Raw genomic sequence first — 18,836 nt, 5'->3', positions numbered from 1 at the left:
ATTTTATAGAAAGCCCGTTCATGATTGGAACGGGCTTTTCAATTCCTTTTCTATAATAACCATGATGAAAATAATCGGTCTATTATTTTTTATTCCTGCTTTTGGTTTTGGGCAATTATCTCCTGAAATCAACAAATTGTATGACGAATTATCAAAAAGTAAGCGGGTTGAATCGGCTGCCATTGGGTATGGAGGATCTGAAAGCGAAGTCTATAAATTGTTTGTTGAGATTGATAAAAAGGCCTCAGATAAAGAAGTGGAATATATTGCTTTTAATGGAAATCCTGTAGCTAAGACTTATGGTTCATATTCTGTTTTTAATAGAAAGCTTAAAATATTGGATCAACTGTTTGACTCTTATCTGAAAAATAATGAACCCATTAGTATCATTCAAGGTTGTGTAGGATCAAATTCACATTTAGCAGATGAACTTTACAAGATGGTTTTTTGGGAAAAAGATAATATAAAAGCGACAGAGGTTTACAGGAAGCATAAAGCAAGTATTAAAACTGAGCATGAGCTTTTAAATTTCATCCAGCTATTTGGTACTAAGGAATCAAAATGGACGATGAAAGAAATTGATTCAGTTTTAATAAAATTTGACAGGATGGTACTTGATAATCCGTCTTCACCACAGAATTTGGTAGAACTGATTACTGAGTCATATTTTTTCATAAAAAGAAAACATCCGGAATATTATGATAAACTGGCTTACTTCGAAAAAAAGTATAATTCTAAAGAGATAAAGAAATACTTGAAGTTTAGCGGTAAATAATCTGATGAAAATAATGCTATAATTTTTAATTTCCCACTGATAATTTTTACTATGCCAATAGTTAGACGTTTTGAACAAAAGAAGTTAACACTGGAAGAGTTTTACAAAGAGTTTATTCCAAAACCTGAAGATCAAATAGGTGATGGCGGAACTCCAATGCTGAAAGTTCTGGAATCCATCAATACCATGTTTAAGGAAACTGTTTTATACGGATTAACTTCTCATGCATCATTGCTTTTATTTAATAACGATCATGAGGATTCAGATTATTATGTAGTTATCAATGCGTTTAAGTCTAGCTATTATGGTGAATACAGGATCGAGTATGTGATTCCGGACAACGAGAGTCCGTGGAAAGGAGCAACGGTAAATGGCGGTTCCCGAACATTAGCTGAATTTGAAAAAATGATTATTATCTCAATGTATAAATCCGAAGGATGGAAAAATAATATTGAAGTAGAAAACCTATACCAAAGAGTAAAACAAAACCCGCTCATTTGAGCAGGCATTTTTATAAGTACTTCAACACTTCATCAATACTCTTCAGTTCCATAAAATGGTCATGTTCCAGATGATGGTCATGCTGTTCATGACTCCATGTCACATGGTAAGGAATATGTGCCGCAAAACCTCCGATTTCCAAGACCGGCAGAATATCTGATTTGATAGAATTTCCAAGCATCAGGAAGTGTTCAGGTTGGCAGTCCAGGTGTTTCAACAGCTTTTGATAATCATTTTCTTTCTTATCACTCATAATTTCGATATGGTGAAAATACTCCTGCAGTCCTGAATTTTTAAGTTTTCGTTCCTGATCCAGCAGATCTCCTTTTGTAGCGACTACCAGTCTGTATTTTCCTTTTAACGAATCCAATGTTTCAGTAACACCATCCAATAATTCTATAGGTTTCTGAAGAAGTTCCTGGCCGATTTCAATAGTCCGGTTGATCAACTGCATCGACGCTGTACCACCGGAAACTCTGCTCACCGTTTCGATCATACAGAGCATAAAGCCTTTTACACCGTAACCATACAGGTGAAGGTTCTGCATTTCAGTTTTAAATAATTCCTGAGATACGGAATGCTGTGGCAGAAAATCTTCGAGCAGGACACAGAATTCCTTTTCGGCTTCCTGAAAATAGGGTTCATTGATCCAAAGGGTATCATCTGCATCAAAGGCGATGGTCGTTATGTGATTATTCATATTAGTTTTGTATTTTTCTCCCAACAAAATTCAGTATAAAAATTCAATCACCAAAGGACATTTGTCCCGGATATAAATATGTTACGAACTAATCAGCTGTTTTTAAACTATCTAAAAGATCTTTACGAAAAGCAGGAACGTAAGGAAGATATCATCATAAGATCTTTTTCCAAAGGGGAAAGGATATTAACCCAGCATGAAAATCCTTCTAAAATAATGCTCATCAAAGAAGGCATTACCAAATGTTTTTTAGTGGAAGAAAACGACAAAGACTATATTGTTGAATTTCTGGGAAAAGGGGAGATCATCGGCGAAATAGAACAGATCCGTAATATTCCCTGTCTTTGCAGCATTGAAGCATTGACCGACGTAACCGTTTATGCTGTTGCTATACCGTACTTCAAATCTTTAATCAAAAATGATCTTTCACTGAATAATCTCCTGCTGGATGCTTTTGCTGAACGGATTGTGAATACTTCTAAAAGAGCTTCGTATCAACAGTTGTATGCTGCTGAGAATACTTTGGCCCAACTTCTAGAACTGCAGAAGGAGGAGAGTATTGAAATTTCAAAAGAAGATATGGCGGCTTACCTGGGAATTACGGTGAGGAGTCTGAACAGGACGCTGAAGAATTTGGATAAATAGGGTAAGGAAGATGGAGGGTGGAAGAAGGAAGTTATTGAGTGCGAAAAGGCAGCCAGTAATTTTTTTCTGTTAAAGAGACTTTACTAAATTTCACCCGGTTGTTTAAATGAATGCCAAATAGTAACTTCCATCCCAAGATTAGTTACAATTACTGAATGAATCTCTACGTTTAAAGTTTTTAACTTCTTATTTTTGTAGAAAAATAAAACCGCACCTATAAAAATGCAAGACTTACAATTCAGAGATGCTGACCTGAACGATTTAGAAAAGATAGTTGAGATCTATAATTCGACCATCCCTTCAAGACTGGTGACTGCCGATACGGAAAATGTCTCTGTAGAAAGCAGAAAAGAATGGTTTAAAGAACACAATCCTGAAACAAGACCGCTTTGGATTATTGAAAATGATCATGAAACGGTGGGATGGGTAAGTTTTTCTTCATTTTATGGAAGACCGGCATACAACGGGACGGTTGAAATGAGTATTTATCTGGATGAATCATGCAGAGGAAAAGGCTTTGGAAAAAAAGTGATGGAATACTGCATCGATCGGGCACCCGGCTTAGGAATAAAAACACTTCTCGGCTTTATCTTTTCTCATAATGAAGCCAGTTTGAAACTTTTCAGACATTTTGAGTTTGAAGATTGGGGAATGTTTCCCGACGTAGCGGTTCTGGACGGGATAGAAAGGAGTTTGACGATTTTGGGTAAAAGGGTTGGGTAACTTTGATATGATGAAAAAATTATTTACGATTGCATCCATTGTATTTTTTGCGGTTAAAGGAAATGCACAAACAGAAAATATCAACAGTGGAAAGTATCACGCTGCAAAAGAACATTTTGAGACTCAATATAAGAAACAGGAATATCCTACATACTTAAGATCTCAGGTTAAGATGGAAAAGGATAGAGTAGTTATTGATGTAGTTAAGGTTATCGAGTTCCCAAAATACTTAGATGAAAAATTGAAATTGATTTTTGAAAATGGATTATTGGACCCAATGAGGATTAATGGAAATCCTGTTTTAAAAATTGTTAGCATGGATGAACTACCTCTATTAAGTACAAATTCTCAAACCAAGAGATTTAAATTCTGGATTTTTCCTCAAAATAACAATGCCAAAAAAGATAGCGTAGAATATGTTCTTAGGGGTAAGGTAAATCCGGATGAATATTATTTTGAACTTCGAAATGAAAATGCAGATGAAAATACAAGTTTTAAAGAATTTGTAGAAGGAGCAAAGCTTACTTATTTTGCATATGGAGGAATTATAATTTGATTAATGACTCCGGCGAAGTCGAAGACTTCGCCGGAGTCATTTTATTATTTAGTTTTAAAGGAAGGTTCCTTATCCCTTTCAATATAAATATAGCGGCTTTTTATACCGTTCTGAAGCATGTCTCTTTTGCTGTTGAGCTCTTCAATCGTTTCTATACTTTCGTTCTTAAAAGAAGTTTTCTGACCGTTTTTTATACTTTCCGATAACATCCTTGTAGGGTTTTCGTAGAGATCTTCGACGTACTTATTGAACTTTCCGTTGGAAATGGGGATAGCAGGTTTTCCGTAATGGGTTTCTACGAATTCTTTGGTATCATATTCACTGTCCAGTTTTTTATTGCTGATCAGTTTATAAATGAAATTTTTATCCGTGTCTTCCAGAATAAAGATCAGGCCGGGAAGTCCTCTGAATTTATACGGACCTTCTTTAATATTCACTTCATTACAAAACCATGCATTCCAGGTTCTGCCCCCGAAATCGGTGGTAGCTTTTTGAAGCTTATAACCGTTATATTGCTGGGTTTCCTGAAGCAGTTTCCAGGTCATTTCATCATTGGTATTCACGACAAAATAGTCAAAAAAGTCCCTGTACCATTTATTTTTAAATGAATTGGGTGCTCTTTCAATAACCTGATCAGTTTTGGTACTGTACCTCGATACAGACCTGTTTACGTTTTTATTGATGGAATCATAGTCTGCAAATTTTTTATCATAAAACTTGACAGATTTCGGACTGATATCAAGATTCATAAGATTTTGTCTGTAATCTTCGGAACCTTCTTTTCTGTAATGAAGTTCATAAATAAATCTGTTGGTTTGTGACTGATAGAATGAACCTGCATATAAAGCGAGCAGGCATATAATTTTTTTCATGATTTTTATTGATTCTGTTTAATTGAGGGACCAAAAATAAAAAAAGCTGCGCGAAGTCGAAGACTTCGCGCAGCTTTTTATTAATTTTTTTATGATATTAGAAATACTGAAGAGGAAGTAGAGTCGTTATTCAGAAATAAAAAAAACCAATAGTAACTTCCATCCTCCCTCTTCCCGCTTCCAATTCTCTAATTTTGCTTAATCCTCTTCGCAGACATATTGAGAAATCGTTTCACCAGGAAAACCGCTGAAACGGTAAGTCCCAATCCTAAAGCGATCCACATTCCGAAAGCACCCATTTTTAAAGTGACACACAGGAAATATCCTAAAGGAATTGTAATCACCCAGTACGCGATAAAAGTATAGATCGATGGAATCTTTACATCCTGAAGACCTCTCAGCATCCCTAAAGCCGTTACCTGAATCCCGTCCGAAAGCTGGAATAAAGCAGCGATAATCATTAGCTTTGAAGCCAGCATAATCACTTCAACCTCTTCTTTTTTAGTAAAGAAAGTCGGAAGGATATTTCTTCCCAGAACAAAGAACAATCCGCAGATACACATGAAAATAAAGGATATCTTCAGGTTATTGATCCCGACTTTTCTTAATTCAACGAAATTCTGTTCACCAAGCTTTCTTCCGATCATCACCGTTGATGCCACACTGAATCCTACGCAAAGGTTGAAGGTGAATGAGGCCATACTCAAGGCGATCTGATGAGAAGCAATATCGTGAGCGGAGATCAGTCCGCAGATAAAGGCCGCACCTGCGAAAGCCGTTACTTCAAAGAACATCTGTAAAGCAGTAGGCAGACCCAGTTTCACCATTTTATCAAACATATTTTTGGAGAACACCTGGATTTTTAAAGAAAAATCTTTAATATATCGTCTTGTTTTTTTCTCTTTTACCAATACAACATAAAGGAAAACCACCATGAATATTCTGGAAATCAGTGTTGCTAAAGCCGAACCTTTTACCCCCATCTCAGGGAAGATCCAGATTCCTTTGATCAAAACATAGTTCAGGACAATATTGATGATATTGGCGATGATGGTAGCCTTGGTTACCCCTATGGTATAGGAAAGTCCTTCAGAAACCTCACGGAGCGTCTGAAAAGCCATAAACGGGATCATACTGATCGCCATAATGCCCAGGAAGTCTACGGTATTAGGAATGATCTTCGCCGGCTGTCCGGAATGGTAGAGTAGTGGCATCCCTAAAAGTAAAACTGCCATTAAAATAATTCCCACCGACATATTGATCACAAATCCGTGACTGAATACAGAATTGATCGTTCCGTGGTCTTGCTTGGAGTGTGCTTCGGAAACCAGCGGAGGAATAGCAAATGAAAACCCCAGCGCCAATACAAACACTGAGAAAAATACAGCATTTCCCAATGAAACCGAAGCAAGGGCATCTGCACCTAAAAGTTTTCCGACAATAATATTGTCAAATAAATTCACTGAGACCTGCCCCACCTGCGTAAGCATTACAGGTAGAGCCAGAGTCAGGCATTCTTTCGTATAGTTTTTGTTTAAAAAGCTCATCTTATTTTATGATTCATATATAGTTTAATACTTAAAAAAGGGCAAAAAAAAAATTTGCAGTAGGGCTACTGCAAATTTTTATAATATATTTAATGTTCAATTAAATTATTTCCTTACAAAACTTGCAACATCCTCCTCGGAAACAGAATTTCCGCCAAGAATAATTAATCTTTCCACCACATTTCTCAGTTCTCTGATATTTCCAGTCCATGAAAGCACTTTAAGAGCATCAATCGCTTTATCATCAAATTTTTTCACGGCAGTACCATGTTCATCGGCAATCATACCGGAAAAATGATCTACTAATAATTTGATATCTTCTTTTCTGTCATCCAATGGCGGAACGTAGATTTCAATCACAGAAAGCCTGTGGTAAAGGTCTTCCCTGAATTTCCCTTCCTCAATCTCCTTCTGCATGTTTTTATTGGTTGCTGCAATCACTCTTACATCAACTTTTATTTCCTTATCGCTTCCCACAGGAGAAACTTTGCTTTCCTGCAATGCTCTCAAGACTTTAGCCTGAGCAATAAGACTCATATCTCCGATCTCATCCAAAAAGATGGTTCCTCCGGTGGCCTGTTCAAATTTTCCCTGCTTATCTTTAATAGCTCCTGTAAAAGAACCTTTTACGTGTCCGAAAAGTTCAGATTCAATAAGTTCAGATGGAATAGCCGCACAGTTTACCTCAATCATCGGACCTCTTGCGCGCTCACTTTGGTTGTGAATCGCATGAGCTACCAATTCTTTTCCCGCCCCGTTCGGTCCTGTGATCAGAACTCTGGCATCGGAAACCGCTACTTTTTCGATCATGTCCTGAATTTTTTTCAAAGCAGGAGAATCACCGATCATCTGGTATTTTTTGTTGACTTTTCTTTTTAAGGTCTTATTTTCAGTTTGGAGATTTTTATTTTCCTTTTTCAGACTTTCTTTGGCCAAAGCATTTTTCACGCTTGTAATCAGTCTGTTGATGTCGATAGGTTTGGAAATGAAGTCGTAAGCCCCTTCCTTTAAACAGGAAACCGCGGAATCGATATCTGCGTGACCCGAGATCATGATAAATGTGCTTTCAGGCTTCAAGATCATGCTTTGCTTTAAAAGTTCCGTTCCGGAAAGTTTAGGCATCTTAATATCGGAGATCACCAATGCGAAATCTTCTTTTTCTATCTGTTTGTAGCCTTCAAGGCCATCTTCAGCGATAACAAATTCGTATTCGGTAAGTTCATCAGAAAGGATACTGTGTAATACTCCCGAGATTGCTTTTTCGTCTTCTACAATAAGGATTTTTTGCATAGTTGCAAATTTAGATTTTTTGATTCAATTATTAGCAAAAACCATACCTAAATATACTATTTTGAGTAATCTCTTCTCCCGAAAATAGCAGATCCAACCCTCACGGAATTGGCACCGCATTCAATGGCAGAAGGGAAATCATCACTCATTCCCATAGATAATGTTTTAAGTGTTTTTAACTGATTTAATACATCAAAAAGCCCTTTTAAAATTAAAAATTCTTCTTTTACCTGATCTTTATCATCCGTAAATGTGGCCATTCCCATCAAGCCGGTAATTTCAACACTGGAAAAACCTCCGTCAATATATTTTTGAAACAGAGCTTTGGCCTCATCAATCTCAAGTCCGAACTTACTTTCTTCTGCAGCAATTTTCACCTGCAACAGGACTTTAATTATTCTGTCATTCTTAGCTGCTTCCTTACTGATCTCTGCAAGAAGTTTCTCAGAGTCCACACTTTGAATGGTATCAATGAACGGAGCAATATACTTTACTTTATTCGTCTGCAGATGCCCGATCAGATGCCATTCTATATCTTTAGGCAGTAGCGGATACTTCTCCATAAGCTCCTGAACTTTGTTTTCACCAAAAACTTTCTGCCCCAGATCATAAACTTCCTGAACAGCCTCGACCGGATGTGTTTTTGAGACCGCTACCAACTGAACCCCTGCAGGTAACTGATCTTTTATCGCTGTATAATTTTCTTGAATACCCATAAATGCAAATTTCTGAATTATAAAAGGAAAAAACTAATGAATCTGTAAAATTGTTGTTGACAGTTGCTGGTGTACTATTTACTAGTTGTTAGCCGACCATAATATTATTACACTGTTATACTTTTACATTGTCAGATTGTTACACTTTTAGATTATTATATTAATTAAGTATATCATTAATCTTCGGATACTGCGAGATCTTCCTGAACACAAACTTGTTGCTCTTCTGCAGTTTTTCAATAAACATATCCAGTTCATTGATGGAATCTGCATCCCTCAAGTATTGGTCATGCGTAAGGAAGACCAGGTGTCTGGATGTTTTTTCCAGATCGTTAAGGAAGATGCTGTCTACCTTTTTGATCATCGCTTCGTGGCTGCCTTTCAACGTCATTTTTTGGGAAGGTCTCCATTCAAGATCCCATCCGATTACTTTATAGCCAGCTTTTCTAAGACCGTTGGCGGCATCGGTTGAGCCTTTAATATCCGTAACGTTAATATTATTCAGTCTCCAGATATTTCTGCCTGGAGTTCTGGCTATTTTATCGTAAAGCTTAAGACTGTCTTTTGCAATGTCAAAATCACGGACAACTGCATCTGCATTTTTGTAAAAGTCTGTGTATTTGTTATGGGCATGGGTAAAGCTGTGATTGGCCAGCTCGATCAGAGGATTGCTTTTTAGAAGCTCCATATCATCTTTCTGTCTTTTACTTCCATAGGCATGTTTTCCTACCAGAAAGGCAGTGGCACACACGTTTCTCTTGTTTAAGATCTTAAGAAGATTTTCCGTTCCCTGATTGGGGCCGTCATCAAAAGTAAGATAGATAATTCTTTTATCGGTTTCTACACTCTCATCATCTATTTGGGGGACCGTTTGTACGGTGGGATGTTCCTGTGAAGTAATCTGAGCAGATTCTTTCACATCGGTTTTGTTATTACAGCTGTTGAATACAATTGAAGCCGCACTCATCAATGCAGTCAACCCAAGAAAAGTCATATTTCTTGACTTTTCCCCAAATTTTTTTTTCATAAAGATAATGGAGATTTAAATAGTTAAAAATCGTTAAAATAATGCTGAAATGTTAACAAATTATATGCCATCATTTGTTAAATTTTTACTTTTTAAGTTTATTTTAAGGACTTTATTTTAAAGCATATTTAGGGTAAAAGTAAAGGGTTTGAGGATTATGTTTTTGTATTCTTTAATTTTAACATTTATAAATACTGAATCCATTTATTTTTTCTATTTGTATTGAAGTTTTCTTATTCTTCCTATATTGGGGAATTATTTTATTTGATGAATTTTAAATATCTACTTATTCTTCTGGCTACAGCCAACTTATCAGCTCAGAAGATTTCCGGAACTATTTTTTCTGAAAAACATCACCCTGTTGCAGATGCCAGAATAGGAATCGAAAATGAAGATACCGGAAGTATTACGAATGAGGAAGGAAAATATGTTGTTGATCTTACAGGTGTCGATAAAAACAGGATACTGAAAGTTGATGTCAACGGTTATGAGCCTTTTCACATGAAGATTTCAGATTTTGAAGCTTTAATGAAATATGATATTTCACTCAGTAAAAAAGCGGTTGAAATTGAAAATGTGAACATTATTCCAAAGAAATATACTCAAAAGAACTTTGGAACCAGAAATTCAAAAAGAATGTATTGCGGGTATGATTCTCAGGATCTGAAAAAAATATTCAGGGAATACGCAATAAAGATTAAAAACGAAAGAAAATTAAAGGTAAAAAAGATCAATCTTAATCTCGTTTATTTTGAGATTGAACAGCCTGTTACACTGATCTTCGATATTCAAAAATCTGCTGGTGATTTTCCTGGAGAATCGGTGGTTAATGAAACACTTAAACTCACGATTTCGAAAGAAGACATCCTGGAAAATACCGTATCTTTGGATCTGAATGATCAAAGCATCTGGCTGAGTGGGGATTTTTTTGTTTCCGTACGGGCTTCTGAAGATTTTAAAGGAAGACTTTTTTTGGGAGGAAATATTTTTGCGTTTTCTAAAAATACCTATTACAGAAACTATTTCGGAGAATGGAAAAAGTTCTCAGCAGGAGAGCCCTCCATTAATGTGGATGTTTTAATAGAGAAGTAAATCATTATTTTAAAATTTTCTTGAGATACAGCGCATTTTTAATCGCAGCAGTTCCCCAGGTATTATTAAAAAATATAAAGGCTTTTCTTTCTGATTGTTTGATTTTTTCCGCAAGAGCATCAATATACTCTGAGCTGTACTCGGATTTATAAAGGACCGGTTTTCCATGGAGCCTGTAATAGAGGATTTCAGAATGATTAATGATCATGTCTTCAGGAAGGTTTCCGGGAAAACTTACCACGGAAAAAATGATATTATTATCTTTTAAAAGAGTGAAAATTTCATCAGTCCACCAGGATTCATGACGGAATTCTATGACATTTACATAAGTAGGATCAAGGCTGGCTACAATCAGATCTATATTTTCCTGCGATTTTTTAAAGGAAGGCGGAAACTGATACAGAAACCCTGAAAGCTTTTCTTGTAAGTGGGTCTGAATATGGGTGCAGAATTCTGATATATCTTCTTTAGCCTCTTTCAGACGTTTTTCATGGGAAATAGCTTTCGGAATTTTGATGAAGAACCTAAAATCGTCTGGTGTTTCATCATGCCATTTTAAAAGTGTTTTGGCGGTAGGTTTTCTATAAAAGGTAGAATTGATCTCCACCGTATTGAAAACTGCGGAATATAAAGTAAGAAAGTCTTTACTTTGGGCGTTTTCGGGATATAGCGACCCTTTCCAGTCGTTATTATAAAATCCCGAACATCCAATGTAAAGACTTCCTTTTTTCATGTTTTTCTATTTTATATCAGCATCCAGATCCACAGAGTTTAAGCGCAGTGAATTCAGAATAACAGACAGTGAACTGACACTCATTGCTGCTGCTGCGATCATGGGTGATAATAATATTCCAAAGAAAGGATACAATAATCCTGCCGCTACCGGAATACCCAGTACATTATAGATGAAGGCGAAAAACAGGTTTTCCTTGATGTTTTTAAGGAGCTTTTCACTTAGCAGTTTCGCTTTTGCTACTCCTAAAATATCACCTTTTAATAGCGTGATCTCCGCACTTTCCATGGCGACATCGGTTCCGGTTCCCATTGCAATTCCTACATTGGATTGGGCTAAAGCAGGGGAGTCATTGATCCCATCGCCGGTCATCGCTACGATCTTACCTTGCTGCTGAAGTTTTTTCACCTCATTCAGTTTATCTTCCGGAAGACAGCTTGCTTTGTAATGTTTAATTCCCAATTCTTCGGCAACCGCTTTAGCTGTGTGTTCATTGTCTCCCGTCATCATGATGACATCAATTCCCTCATTCATCAAACGCTGAACTGCTTTTTTAGAAGTCTCCTTGATTTTATCGGTAAAACTGATGAAACCTAACACCTTTTTATCCTGCGCGATATAAGATATAGTATGTGCCTTGGACTGTACTTCCACTGCTTTTTCTTTTAACTCCTGCGAAATGGAAAGGTTGCTGGAGATCAGAAGACTTTCGTTTCCTAAATAAACCGTTTTTCCATTGATATTTCCCTGAACTCCTTTTCCTGAGATATTTTCAAATTGATCTACCTTTTCAGCCGTTAAATTTTCTTCTTTTGCTTTTTTGATCACCGCATTGGACAACGGGTGTTCCGAGTTTTGATTAAGGGAAAAAGCCAGTTTTAAAATTTCATTTTTGTCGCCGTTTCCTGAAGTTTCAATATATTGTACTGAGGGTTTTCCTTCTGTCAATGTCCCGGTTTTATCTGTAATCAGAACATTCACTTTGTGCATCTGTTCCAGTGCTTCTGCATTTTTGATCAGGATACCGCTTTTGGCTCCTTTCCCGATTCCTACCATCAATGACATTGGTGTTGCTAAACCAAGTGCACACGGACAGGCTACTATTAGAACTGCCACGGCATTCACGAAAGCAAATAAACTTCTCTTTCCTTCCGGTCCGAAAAACTGCCACAGAACAAACGTCAGAACCGCAATCAGAATCACAACAGGAACAAAAACTTTGGAAACCCTGTCAGTTAGCTTCTGAATTGGTGCTCTGCTTCGGCTGGCTTCATTCACCATTTTAATGATCTGGGAAAGAAGCGTTTCATCACCTACTTTTTCAGCTTTCATGATGAATACTTTATTCCCGTTGATGGTACCTGAAGAAATCCTGTCGTCAATACTTTTCTCTACAGGTACAGGTTCTCCGGTGATCATGCTTTCATCTACCAAAGAAGTTCCTTCGGTGATTTTTCCGTCAACAGGAATTTTTTCACCCGGTTTTACTTTTAAAAGGTCTCCGATTTTCACCTGAGAAAGCAGTACTCTTTTTTCTTCTCCATTAACGATCAGATTGGCTTCATCCGGAGAAAGATTCATCAGTTCCTTGATGGCATTCCCTGTTTTCTTATGAGCGGCAGCTTCCATTAATTGTCCCAATATGACAAGCGTTAAAATCACACAGACAGCCTCAAAATACAAGGGGATCTCATGATTATGCCCTCTGATCTCATGAGGAATGATATCCGGAAAAGCCAACGCCACAATACTGAAGATAAATGCTGCAGCAACGCCTAATGCAATCAGGCTGAACATATTTAAGTTCCATGTTTTAAACGAAACCCAGCCTCTTTTCAAAATGAACCATCCTGAATAAAACAGAACAGGAAGGGTAAAAGCAAGCTCAATGAATCCCTGTATCTTGTGAGAAAAAGGAAAATTAATGAACATCCCACCCATGGAAAGAATAAAAACCGGAACGGTAAACGCCAGAGAAGTGAAAAATTTATTTTTTAAAATATTATAGGTTTCATCCTCTTCATCACCTTCACTGTCGGGCATTCTTACAAGATCCATTCCGCAGATTGGGCAGTCTCCCGGCTCGTCACGAATGATCTCCGGGTGCATAGGACAGGTGTATTTTGCGGTTTTCTTTTCCGGGTATTTCACCAGGTCCATTCCACAGACAGGGCATCCTACATTGGAATCATACGTTTTGTCCCCTTCACAATACATCGGACAGTAATACTTTCCTGCCATATCATCGGTGACCTTTGGTGCTTCATGATGATGGCTGTGATCATGATGATGGGATTGAGCCTGTTGGTGATTGTGAGAAGCTGCATTTTTAGCCAAATCCTCTGTGATTTCTTCTAAATGCATATGGCAAACCGGACAGTCGCCTTTTTCATCATACACTTTATCGCCTTCACAGAACATTGGGCAGTAATGTTTTCCTACACTGTCTTTAAAATTTTCCGGAAGATGAGTTGAGGAATAGGTTGGCTTATGATTCGGGTCTTTTGCATGCTTTTCCTCAATGGGAACCAGATACATTTTGCAGACCGGACATCTTTCGCCCTGTTTGAAATATACTTTTTCCCCCTCACATTCCATCGGGCAATAATATACTGAAGAGGGTGAAACCCTGTCCTGAGGATTTACAAATGCAGTTTCGGGTTTCTTAGGATCTTCCAGTCTGTATTTATCTCCTAAAGCATTATTTAAAACTGAAAGTTCGATCTCATTATCGGAAGTGATGGTTGCGGTATGGGTTTCCAGATTGACATCGGCTGTTACTCCCTCAACACTGTTGAGTTTTTCAGAAATTTTTTTCTGACAACCGGAGCACGTCATTCCGAGTATGTTATATTGTCTGTTCATGATCCTTGAATTTATAGTACAAATGTCCAAAATCAATGGCTAAAGCTGTTATAAATTTAAGGATAATAGTTATAGAATTTTGCCGGAACTGAGTTTGGGAGTTGGAGTGTGGGAGAGTTAGAGAGTTTCGGGATGCGGAGTGTAAGTTTTAGGATACGTGTATAAGGGGAGAGTCTAAGAATATCTGATATTGTAGTAATTGAGGAGTGGGATTTAACACACCTTTACGCACCAACTCTCCCACACTCAAACCCTCCGACTCTAAGACTTTCCAACTCAGAAGCTATCCAGAGTTTTCCTTTGATGATCCTTCAGTTTTTTGAATTCTGTAGGAGTAAAGCCGGTAATGTTCCGGAACTGGGAAGAAAGATGCTGAACACTTTTATAGCCTAGTTTTCCGGCAATTTCGGTGAGGGTAAATTCATTATAAAGAAGCAGCTCTTTTACCTTTTCAATTTTATGAAGGATAAAGAACTGTTCAAGTGTAATATTTTCGTTTTGAGAAAAGGTTTTGGAAAGGGAGCTGTAATCTTTGTAGATCTTTGAACTTAAAAATTCCGAAAAAAGAAAATCTTCATCGATATCAAGCTCACTGATTTTTAGAATGATCATGTTTTTGATCTTATCAACCAGTTGATGGGTAGAATCCATGATCCTTTCAAAGCCTGTTTCGAGAAGCTTTTTTTCTATAACCAGCATTTTTTCTGCAGGAATATCCGTTTCAGTCTCGACTTCTCCCAATGTGACAGAACGTAAGCTCACCTCTGCCTCACTGAATATTTTTTCTACTGCGGAAATACAGCGGTTGCACACCATGTTTTTAATGAAAATTTTCATGGTTTGCTCAATCTGTCTTTTACGAATTCGATCTGTGTTTTTCCGTGCGGTGCAGGATTTCCTTCACTGTCCAGATTGACCATGACAATTTTATCTACTGTGATAATGGTCTGGTGGGTCATTTTATTTCTTACATCACATTTTAAGGTCACGGAAGAAGAACCGAAGTTTGTCGCCTCAATCCCTATTTCTATAATGTCTCCCTGCTTGGCTGAGCTTACAAAATTGATCTCTGAAATAAATTTCGTCACGACTTTTGTATTTTCCAGTTGGATAATGGCATACAATGCGGCTTCTTCGTCAATCCACTGTAAAAGTCTTCCTCCAAAAAGAGAATGATTCGGGTTCAGGTCTTCGGGTTTTACCCATTTTCTGGTATGGTAGTTCATCTTTTAATAATTTGCTTCACAAATTTAGTGTTAAAAACTGGGTTTATCAAGGAAACTGTATTTACTGATCTGAAGGAAATGATTCATTTTCTCAATCATATTTTCTTGGACCGCATGGCTTTTACTTTTTTCACCGTGTCATCACTTAAAAACTTTTGATATTCGTCACTTTCAACCGGAAAAATAGCCACCTTACCAGTCTCATTGTGATGGATTCCGAATCCGTAGCGTTTGGCCAAAGGGGAGCATCTGAGACAGGGCTGACCTTTAGAGAAGAAATCAATTCTTGCCTGTGACTTTTCACTATCCGAAATATCATTTTTTACAGCATAGCATTCAAAAACAATATCATCGGAAGAATACTGGTAGGGTTCTTTTATGATCTGCTCATACTGAAGGTTCGCTAATGTTTTTGTTTTCTTTTCGGGAGGTGTCTGAGCCTGGGATACTGGGCAGTCTGCAGCGATCTCTATGAAAGTATTGGTGTAATTGGTAGTATGTATCATATATATTGTATGTAAAGTGGTTTTGTTAATAAATGATTTAATTATCGGAAGTCATATTACTCCCGGAACTCCAGAATATCTCCCGGTTGACAATCCAGTGCTTTACAGATAGCATCCAGGGTGCTGAAGCGGATTGCTTTGGCTTTCCCGGTCTTTAGGTTTGAGATGTTGGACAGGGTAAGATTGATCCTTTCTGAAAGCTCATTCAGTGACATCTTCCTCTTTGCCATCATCACATCAAGGTTTATTATAATAGGCATAGTGATTATATTTGCTTATAATTGCTGTTCGGGCGGGGATTGCAGAACTGCTTTATTATGTTAACTAACTTTAACTTTAAGCGAATTTCGGTAAAAATTTATTGAATAACAATATTTAGTTGATGATAATTAATAAAAAATGGCTGTAAATTCAACATCACGTGAGAAATACTTGAAAAAAAACTTTGATTTTAAATTATTAATTGTATCTTGCATACGTTTATATTTGGAATCAATATTTGTTCATTAATTTATGTTGTTTTTCTCTTATATATCAAATTTTTATTAATATTTAATTTTTATTTAAAATGAACATTTTTGTTTCAAACATCAATTACGCAACTAAAGAATATGAGTTGCACGATCTATTCGCAGAATTTGGTGATGTATCATCAGCTAAAATCGTTACAGACAGAGAAACTGGCCGTTCAAGAGGTTTCGGTTTTGTAGAAATGGGTGATGAAGAAGGAAAGCAAGCTATCGAAGCTCTTAACCAGAAAGAATTCAACGGAAAAGAGTTGAACGTATCTGAAGCTAAGCCAAGAGAAGAAAAGCCAAGAAGAAGCTTTGACAACAACAGAGGAGGAGGTTACGGAGGAAACAACAATAGAGGCGGCGGTAGCGGCTACGGTGGTGGAAACAACCGTGGTGGTAACGGCGGCGGAAATCGTTGGTAAAAATATAAGGCGGCTTTTTAGCCGCTTTTTTTATGCATTATTTATCCCTTTTTAGAAAGGGATATTTTTTTGCAATAATAATATTGAGAAGATTTTTTGAAGTAAAAATTTTGACTTAACAGCACATATTCTAAAGATTACAAAGGCACAATCAATCTTGATTTTAACTAAACAAGTGTATTAAGGAAGAACTTAATAAGCTGCATTGTCTTTTCAGTAGCCTTACGGGATGCAAGAGTGCGGACTTACTAGTTCTTTGAATTAAGAATGCTACTAAAAACAAGAAAGCCGTTTCACAGCTATGAAACGGCTCTTGTATCTATTTCTCCCTGATCAGCAGGACTGCATCCTCATAGAAGATATTGTATTGCTTATTGTAAGAGGCTTTCTCTCTCGAAATATTTGGGAAAATAATTTTGATGTGGTATTTACCAAGGTCACCTTCCATAGAAATCTCTTTAAGTCGTACGGTTTCTGTTTTACCCTTGTTTTTTTCGAATAATGCGTTCATTGCTGAGCTAAAATCTATTGCTTCCTTAGCATTGAGAACTACTTTTATAGTTCGTGCATTGTTATTATCTTTCTGGTTATCTATCAGAAATGTGTCTCCATTGATATTGCTTGATTCCTGATTGTAGCTGTTAAAATTGATTAAGTACTGGTAGCCTTGAATAGGAGTGACTTTCGTTTCAGATTCCAAAACAAGTCTCTCAAACTTGGAAACATTTGAAATTTTATCTACATGCGTAAATGCATTTCTGATGCTGTTGTTGATTCCCCAGGAAGTAGGACTTTCAAAATCCTTGGCTAAGAGATTCTTTGTCTTGGGATCGACAAGATTAAGCAGAAAGTCTTTTTGTTTTCTTTCCGCCAGAAAGCCAAATTTATTGGCAATTTCGTCAACCAGCATATCGGAAATTTTCTTCTCGAAATTGATCTTGTTATTTATTAAAAGTTTATTGTTTTCCAGCAGAGCTATCAATTCATTTTTCTGACTTCTTTTTGCAACGCTGAATGCATTAAAATAAGGAAAAATCAAGGAAAAAACACCAAATGCAAATAAACTGATCGGAATGAATTTTATGCTTGCTTTTTTATTCCAAATAAAATAAACAACAACACTCAGCAGCCACAAAGCCAGTAACAATACAAAGTATCTGGGCTCTGTATATCCATACTCTAATATTCTTGTAAATATAGCTGTAAATAACAAAATAATGAGTGGAATGATGGTATAATAAAACAGTTTTGAAAATACTTTCACCCATGATTTCGCCTTTTCTTCTTTAAGCGGATAAACCAGCAGTAATGCAAGGATTCCAACAATACTGTAGGCCAGTACCAAATAAGAAACCCAGCCGCGCGGAAGTTCCCAGTTGAGGATTATTTTAAATGAATAGATATAAAGAATGATCAGATAAATGAAAAGGAGGGGGATCAGGACAAATTGGGTGAAAAATTTTAAGATCACGGGATAAGTCCCGTCCTTTTCAAGGTAGCCTAAGCCCGTCTCATTGAATAACAGAAAAATAAAACAGCTTCCGAAAATCGCTAAGACGTAAAAGGTATCTATATAAAGGTTGTCATTGAAATTAAAATCAAATAGTTTATCTACAGCCAAGATCGCGAGCTCTACGCCGCCGGTAAGCACTCCGGTGAATACTGCTGTAAGAAAGATATTCACAAAAAGATTCTTGTTGTACTGCCAGAAATTAAGTTCTTTATTTTTTTCTAAAAATGCGGCAAAAGAAACCAATAAATGAGACAGTAGAAAGGTAATGGCAATGATGAAGCCATGAACTTCTGTAAAATCTTTTTCTTTATAGGGCAGAATGAAAAAAAAGCCTATCAGGAAGACGGTTCCCAATACTTCCAGTAATAATCTTTTTCCAATCCTTTGCGAAAGAATCTTTAAAGCAAACATCAAAGAAATTCCAAGACAGCAGCAGGCAATGAATTTTGAATGGGTAAAGAAAAACTCCTTGCCATATCTATTGTTCACCACCAAAATAGCCCCGACAGCAGAGAGCAGGGCCATGACTAAAACCATAGGATAACGCAGTATGACATCCTGCGCTTTTCCGGTTATTTCCTGGAATTTCGTTTTCATGATGTGTGTATTTTA

At 36.9% G+C, this 18,836-nt stretch carries 20 protein-coding genes; 7 read left to right on the top strand and 13 right to left on the bottom strand.

Going from position 1 to position 18,836, the window contains the following annotated elements:
* Positions 1-61: 61 nt before the first annotated feature.
* Both LC419_RS14970 and LC419_RS14965 read left to right on the top strand, forming a co-directional pair.
* Positions 62-775: a hypothetical protein gene (locus LC419_RS14970; protein ID WP_223608119.1), complete on the top strand. Its 714-nt coding sequence runs from the start codon at positions 62-64 to the stop codon at positions 773-775.
* Between the two features lie 51 nt (positions 776-826).
* The gene (locus LC419_RS14965) at positions 827-1,276 is read left to right on the top strand and encodes a hypothetical protein (RefSeq protein ID WP_223608118.1); all 450 of its coding nucleotides are present in this window, start codon (positions 827-829) and stop codon (positions 1,274-1,276) included.
* Positions 1,277-1,286: 10 nt separating this feature from the next.
* On the opposite strand, the gene LC419_RS14960 is transcribed toward LC419_RS14965, so the two are convergent.
* Entirely contained in the window at positions 1,287-1,976 is a 690-nt protein-coding gene (locus tag LC419_RS14960; RefSeq protein ID WP_223608117.1) for an HAD family hydrolase, read from the bottom strand.
* 78 nt (positions 1,977-2,054) lie between these two features.
* On the opposite strand from LC419_RS14960, the gene LC419_RS14955 reads away from it, so the two are divergent.
* The 3 genes from LC419_RS14955 (at position 2,055) to LC419_RS14945 (ending at position 3,900) form a co-directional block, all read left to right on the top strand.
* Positions 2,055-2,621 carry a Crp/Fnr family transcriptional regulator gene (locus tag LC419_RS14955; protein WP_223608116.1) on the top strand — a complete coding sequence of 189 codons (567 nt, stop codon included), beginning with the start codon at positions 2,055-2,057 and terminating at the stop codon, positions 2,619-2,621.
* Positions 2,622-2,843: 222 nt separating this feature from the next.
* Positions 2,844-3,344 (top strand): GNAT family N-acetyltransferase, encoded by a 501-nt coding sequence (locus tag LC419_RS14950; protein ID WP_223608115.1) that lies wholly within the window; start codon positions 2,844-2,846, stop codon positions 3,342-3,344.
* A gap of 10 nt (positions 3,345-3,354) precedes the next feature.
* Entirely contained in the window at positions 3,355-3,900 is a 546-nt protein-coding gene (locus LC419_RS14945; protein WP_223608114.1) for a hypothetical protein, read from the top strand.
* A 44-nt stretch (positions 3,901-3,944) separates the two neighbouring features.
* On the opposite strand, the gene LC419_RS14940 is transcribed toward LC419_RS14945, so the two are convergent.
* From LC419_RS14940 to LC419_RS14920, 5 genes are all read right to left on the bottom strand, one after another.
* Positions 3,945-4,772, bottom strand: a complete 828-nt coding sequence (locus LC419_RS14940; RefSeq protein WP_223608113.1) for a GLPGLI family protein — start codon at positions 4,770-4,772, stop codon at positions 3,945-3,947.
* A gap of 188 nt (positions 4,773-4,960) precedes the next feature.
* Positions 4,961-6,319, bottom strand: coding sequence for an MATE family efflux transporter (locus LC419_RS14935; RefSeq protein WP_047453427.1), 1,359 nt, complete (start codon positions 6,317-6,319; stop codon positions 4,961-4,963).
* A 105-nt stretch (positions 6,320-6,424) separates the two neighbouring features.
* The gene (locus tag LC419_RS14930) at positions 6,425-7,609 is read right to left on the bottom strand and encodes a sigma-54 dependent transcriptional regulator (RefSeq protein WP_223608112.1); all 1,185 of its coding nucleotides are present in this window, start codon (positions 7,607-7,609) and stop codon (positions 6,425-6,427) included.
* A 56-nt stretch (positions 7,610-7,665) separates the two neighbouring features.
* On the bottom strand, positions 7,666-8,325 hold the full coding sequence (locus LC419_RS14925; protein ID WP_223608111.1) for a YggS family pyridoxal phosphate-dependent enzyme: 660 nt from the start codon (positions 8,323-8,325) through the stop codon (positions 7,666-7,668).
* 160 nt (positions 8,326-8,485) lie between these two features.
* On the bottom strand, positions 8,486-9,352 hold the full coding sequence (locus LC419_RS14920) for a polysaccharide deacetylase family protein (RefSeq protein ID WP_223608110.1): 867 nt from the start codon (positions 9,350-9,352) through the stop codon (positions 8,486-8,488).
* 267 nt (positions 9,353-9,619) lie between these two features.
* Between LC419_RS14920 and LC419_RS14915 the strand changes: the two genes are divergently transcribed.
* Entirely contained in the window at positions 9,620-10,444 is an 825-nt protein-coding gene (locus tag LC419_RS14915) for a carboxypeptidase-like regulatory domain-containing protein (protein ID WP_223608109.1), read from the top strand.
* A 4-nt stretch (positions 10,445-10,448) separates the two neighbouring features.
* Here the strand turns inward: LC419_RS14915 and LC419_RS14910 are convergent, their stop codons facing one another.
* The 6 genes from LC419_RS14910 to LC419_RS14885 all read right to left on the bottom strand — a co-directional run bounded on the left by LC419_RS14910 (position 10,449) and on the right by LC419_RS14885 (position 16,034).
* A complete protein-coding gene (locus tag LC419_RS14910) occupies positions 10,449-11,177 on the bottom strand; it encodes a DUF72 domain-containing protein (protein WP_223608108.1) in 729 nt (242 codons plus the stop codon).
* 6 nt (positions 11,178-11,183) lie between these two features.
* Entirely contained in the window at positions 11,184-14,042 is a 2,859-nt protein-coding gene (locus LC419_RS14905) for a heavy metal translocating P-type ATPase (protein WP_223608107.1), read from the bottom strand.
* 276 nt (positions 14,043-14,318) lie between these two features.
* Entirely contained in the window at positions 14,319-14,879 is a 561-nt protein-coding gene (locus LC419_RS14900) for an AraC family transcriptional regulator (RefSeq protein ID WP_223608106.1), read from the bottom strand.
* Complete coding sequence (locus LC419_RS14895) at positions 14,876-15,268, bottom strand: acyl-CoA thioesterase (RefSeq protein ID WP_223608105.1); 393 nt, start codon at positions 15,266-15,268, stop codon at positions 14,876-14,878. Before LC419_RS14895 ends, LC419_RS14900 begins: the two co-directional genes overlap by 4 nt.
* A 95-nt stretch (positions 15,269-15,363) precedes the next feature.
* Positions 15,364-15,774: a DUF6157 family protein gene (locus LC419_RS14890; RefSeq protein WP_223608104.1), complete on the bottom strand. Its 411-nt coding sequence runs from the start codon at positions 15,772-15,774 to the stop codon at positions 15,364-15,366.
* Between the two features lie 56 nt (positions 15,775-15,830).
* Positions 15,831-16,034 carry a helix-turn-helix transcriptional regulator gene (locus tag LC419_RS14885; protein ID WP_034727699.1) on the bottom strand — a complete coding sequence of 68 codons (204 nt, stop codon included), beginning with the start codon at positions 16,032-16,034 and terminating at the stop codon, positions 15,831-15,833.
* 308 nt (positions 16,035-16,342) lie between these two features.
* On the opposite strand from LC419_RS14885, the gene LC419_RS14880 reads away from it, so the two are divergent.
* Positions 16,343-16,711, top strand: a complete 369-nt coding sequence (locus LC419_RS14880; protein ID WP_034727704.1) for an RNA-binding protein — start codon at positions 16,343-16,345, stop codon at positions 16,709-16,711.
* A 319-nt stretch (positions 16,712-17,030) separates the two neighbouring features.
* On the opposite strand, the gene LC419_RS14875 is transcribed toward LC419_RS14880, so the two are convergent.
* Entirely contained in the window at positions 17,031-18,821 is a 1,791-nt protein-coding gene (locus LC419_RS14875; protein ID WP_223608103.1) for a DUF4153 domain-containing protein, read from the bottom strand.
* Between the last annotated feature and the right edge of the window lie 15 nt (positions 18,822-18,836).

This window comes from Chryseobacterium sp. OSA05B (genome assembly GCF_019970065.1).
In the GTDB taxonomy this organism is placed as follows: domain Bacteria; phylum Bacteroidota; class Bacteroidia; order Flavobacteriales; family Weeksellaceae; genus Chryseobacterium.
Note: the sequence above shows the minus strand (reverse complement) of the source record. Positions and strands in the feature narration are given on the sequence as shown.

Coding starts and splice junctions, on each gene's coding strand:
- LC419_RS14940 (WP_223608113.1), bottom strand. CDS start 4,772: ATGAAAAAAATTATATGCCTGCTCGCTTTATATGCAGGTTCATTCTAT.
- LC419_RS14970 (WP_223608119.1), top strand. CDS start 62: ATGATGAAAATAATCGGTCTATTATTTTTTATTCCTGCTTTTGGTTTT.
- LC419_RS14875 (WP_223608103.1), bottom strand. CDS start 18,821: ATGAAAACGAAATTCCAGGAAATAACCGGAAAAGCGCAGGATGTCATA.
- LC419_RS14915 (WP_223608109.1), top strand. CDS start 9,620: ATGAATTTTAAATATCTACTTATTCTTCTGGCTACAGCCAACTTATCA.
- LC419_RS14880 (WP_034727704.1), top strand. CDS start 16,343: ATGAACATTTTTGTTTCAAACATCAATTACGCAACTAAAGAATATGAG.
- LC419_RS14900 (WP_223608106.1), bottom strand. CDS start 14,879: ATGAAAATTTTCATTAAAAACATGGTGTGCAACCGCTGTATTTCCGCA.
- LC419_RS14960 (WP_223608117.1), bottom strand. CDS start 1,976: ATGAATAATCACATAACGACCATCGCCTTTGATGCAGATGATACCCTT.
- LC419_RS14905 (WP_223608107.1), bottom strand. CDS start 14,042: ATGAACAGACAATATAACATACTCGGAATGACGTGCTCCGGTTGTCAG.
- LC419_RS14945 (WP_223608114.1), top strand. CDS start 3,355: ATGAAAAAATTATTTACGATTGCATCCATTGTATTTTTTGCGGTTAAA.
- LC419_RS14935 (WP_047453427.1), bottom strand. CDS start 6,319: ATGAGCTTTTTAAACAAAAACTATACGAAAGAATGCCTGACTCTGGCT.
- LC419_RS14950 (WP_223608115.1), top strand. CDS start 2,844: ATGCAAGACTTACAATTCAGAGATGCTGACCTGAACGATTTAGAAAAG.
- LC419_RS14895 (WP_223608105.1), bottom strand. CDS start 15,268: ATGAACTACCATACCAGAAAATGGGTAAAACCCGAAGACCTGAACCCG.
- LC419_RS14920 (WP_223608110.1), bottom strand. CDS start 9,352: ATGAAAAAAAAATTTGGGGAAAAGTCAAGAAATATGACTTTTCTTGGG.
- LC419_RS14955 (WP_223608116.1), top strand. CDS start 2,055: ATGTTACGAACTAATCAGCTGTTTTTAAACTATCTAAAAGATCTTTAC.
- LC419_RS14925 (WP_223608111.1), bottom strand. CDS start 8,325: ATGGGTATTCAAGAAAATTATACAGCGATAAAAGATCAGTTACCTGCA.
- LC419_RS14890 (WP_223608104.1), bottom strand. CDS start 15,774: ATGATACATACTACCAATTACACCAATACTTTCATAGAGATCGCTGCA.
- LC419_RS14930 (WP_223608112.1), bottom strand. CDS start 7,609: ATGCAAAAAATCCTTATTGTAGAAGACGAAAAAGCAATCTCGGGAGTA.
- LC419_RS14965 (WP_223608118.1), top strand. CDS start 827: ATGCCAATAGTTAGACGTTTTGAACAAAAGAAGTTAACACTGGAAGAG.
- LC419_RS14910 (WP_223608108.1), bottom strand. CDS start 11,177: ATGAAAAAAGGAAGTCTTTACATTGGATGTTCGGGATTTTATAATAAC.
- LC419_RS14885 (WP_034727699.1), bottom strand. CDS start 16,034: ATGCCTATTATAATAAACCTTGATGTGATGATGGCAAAGAGGAAGATG.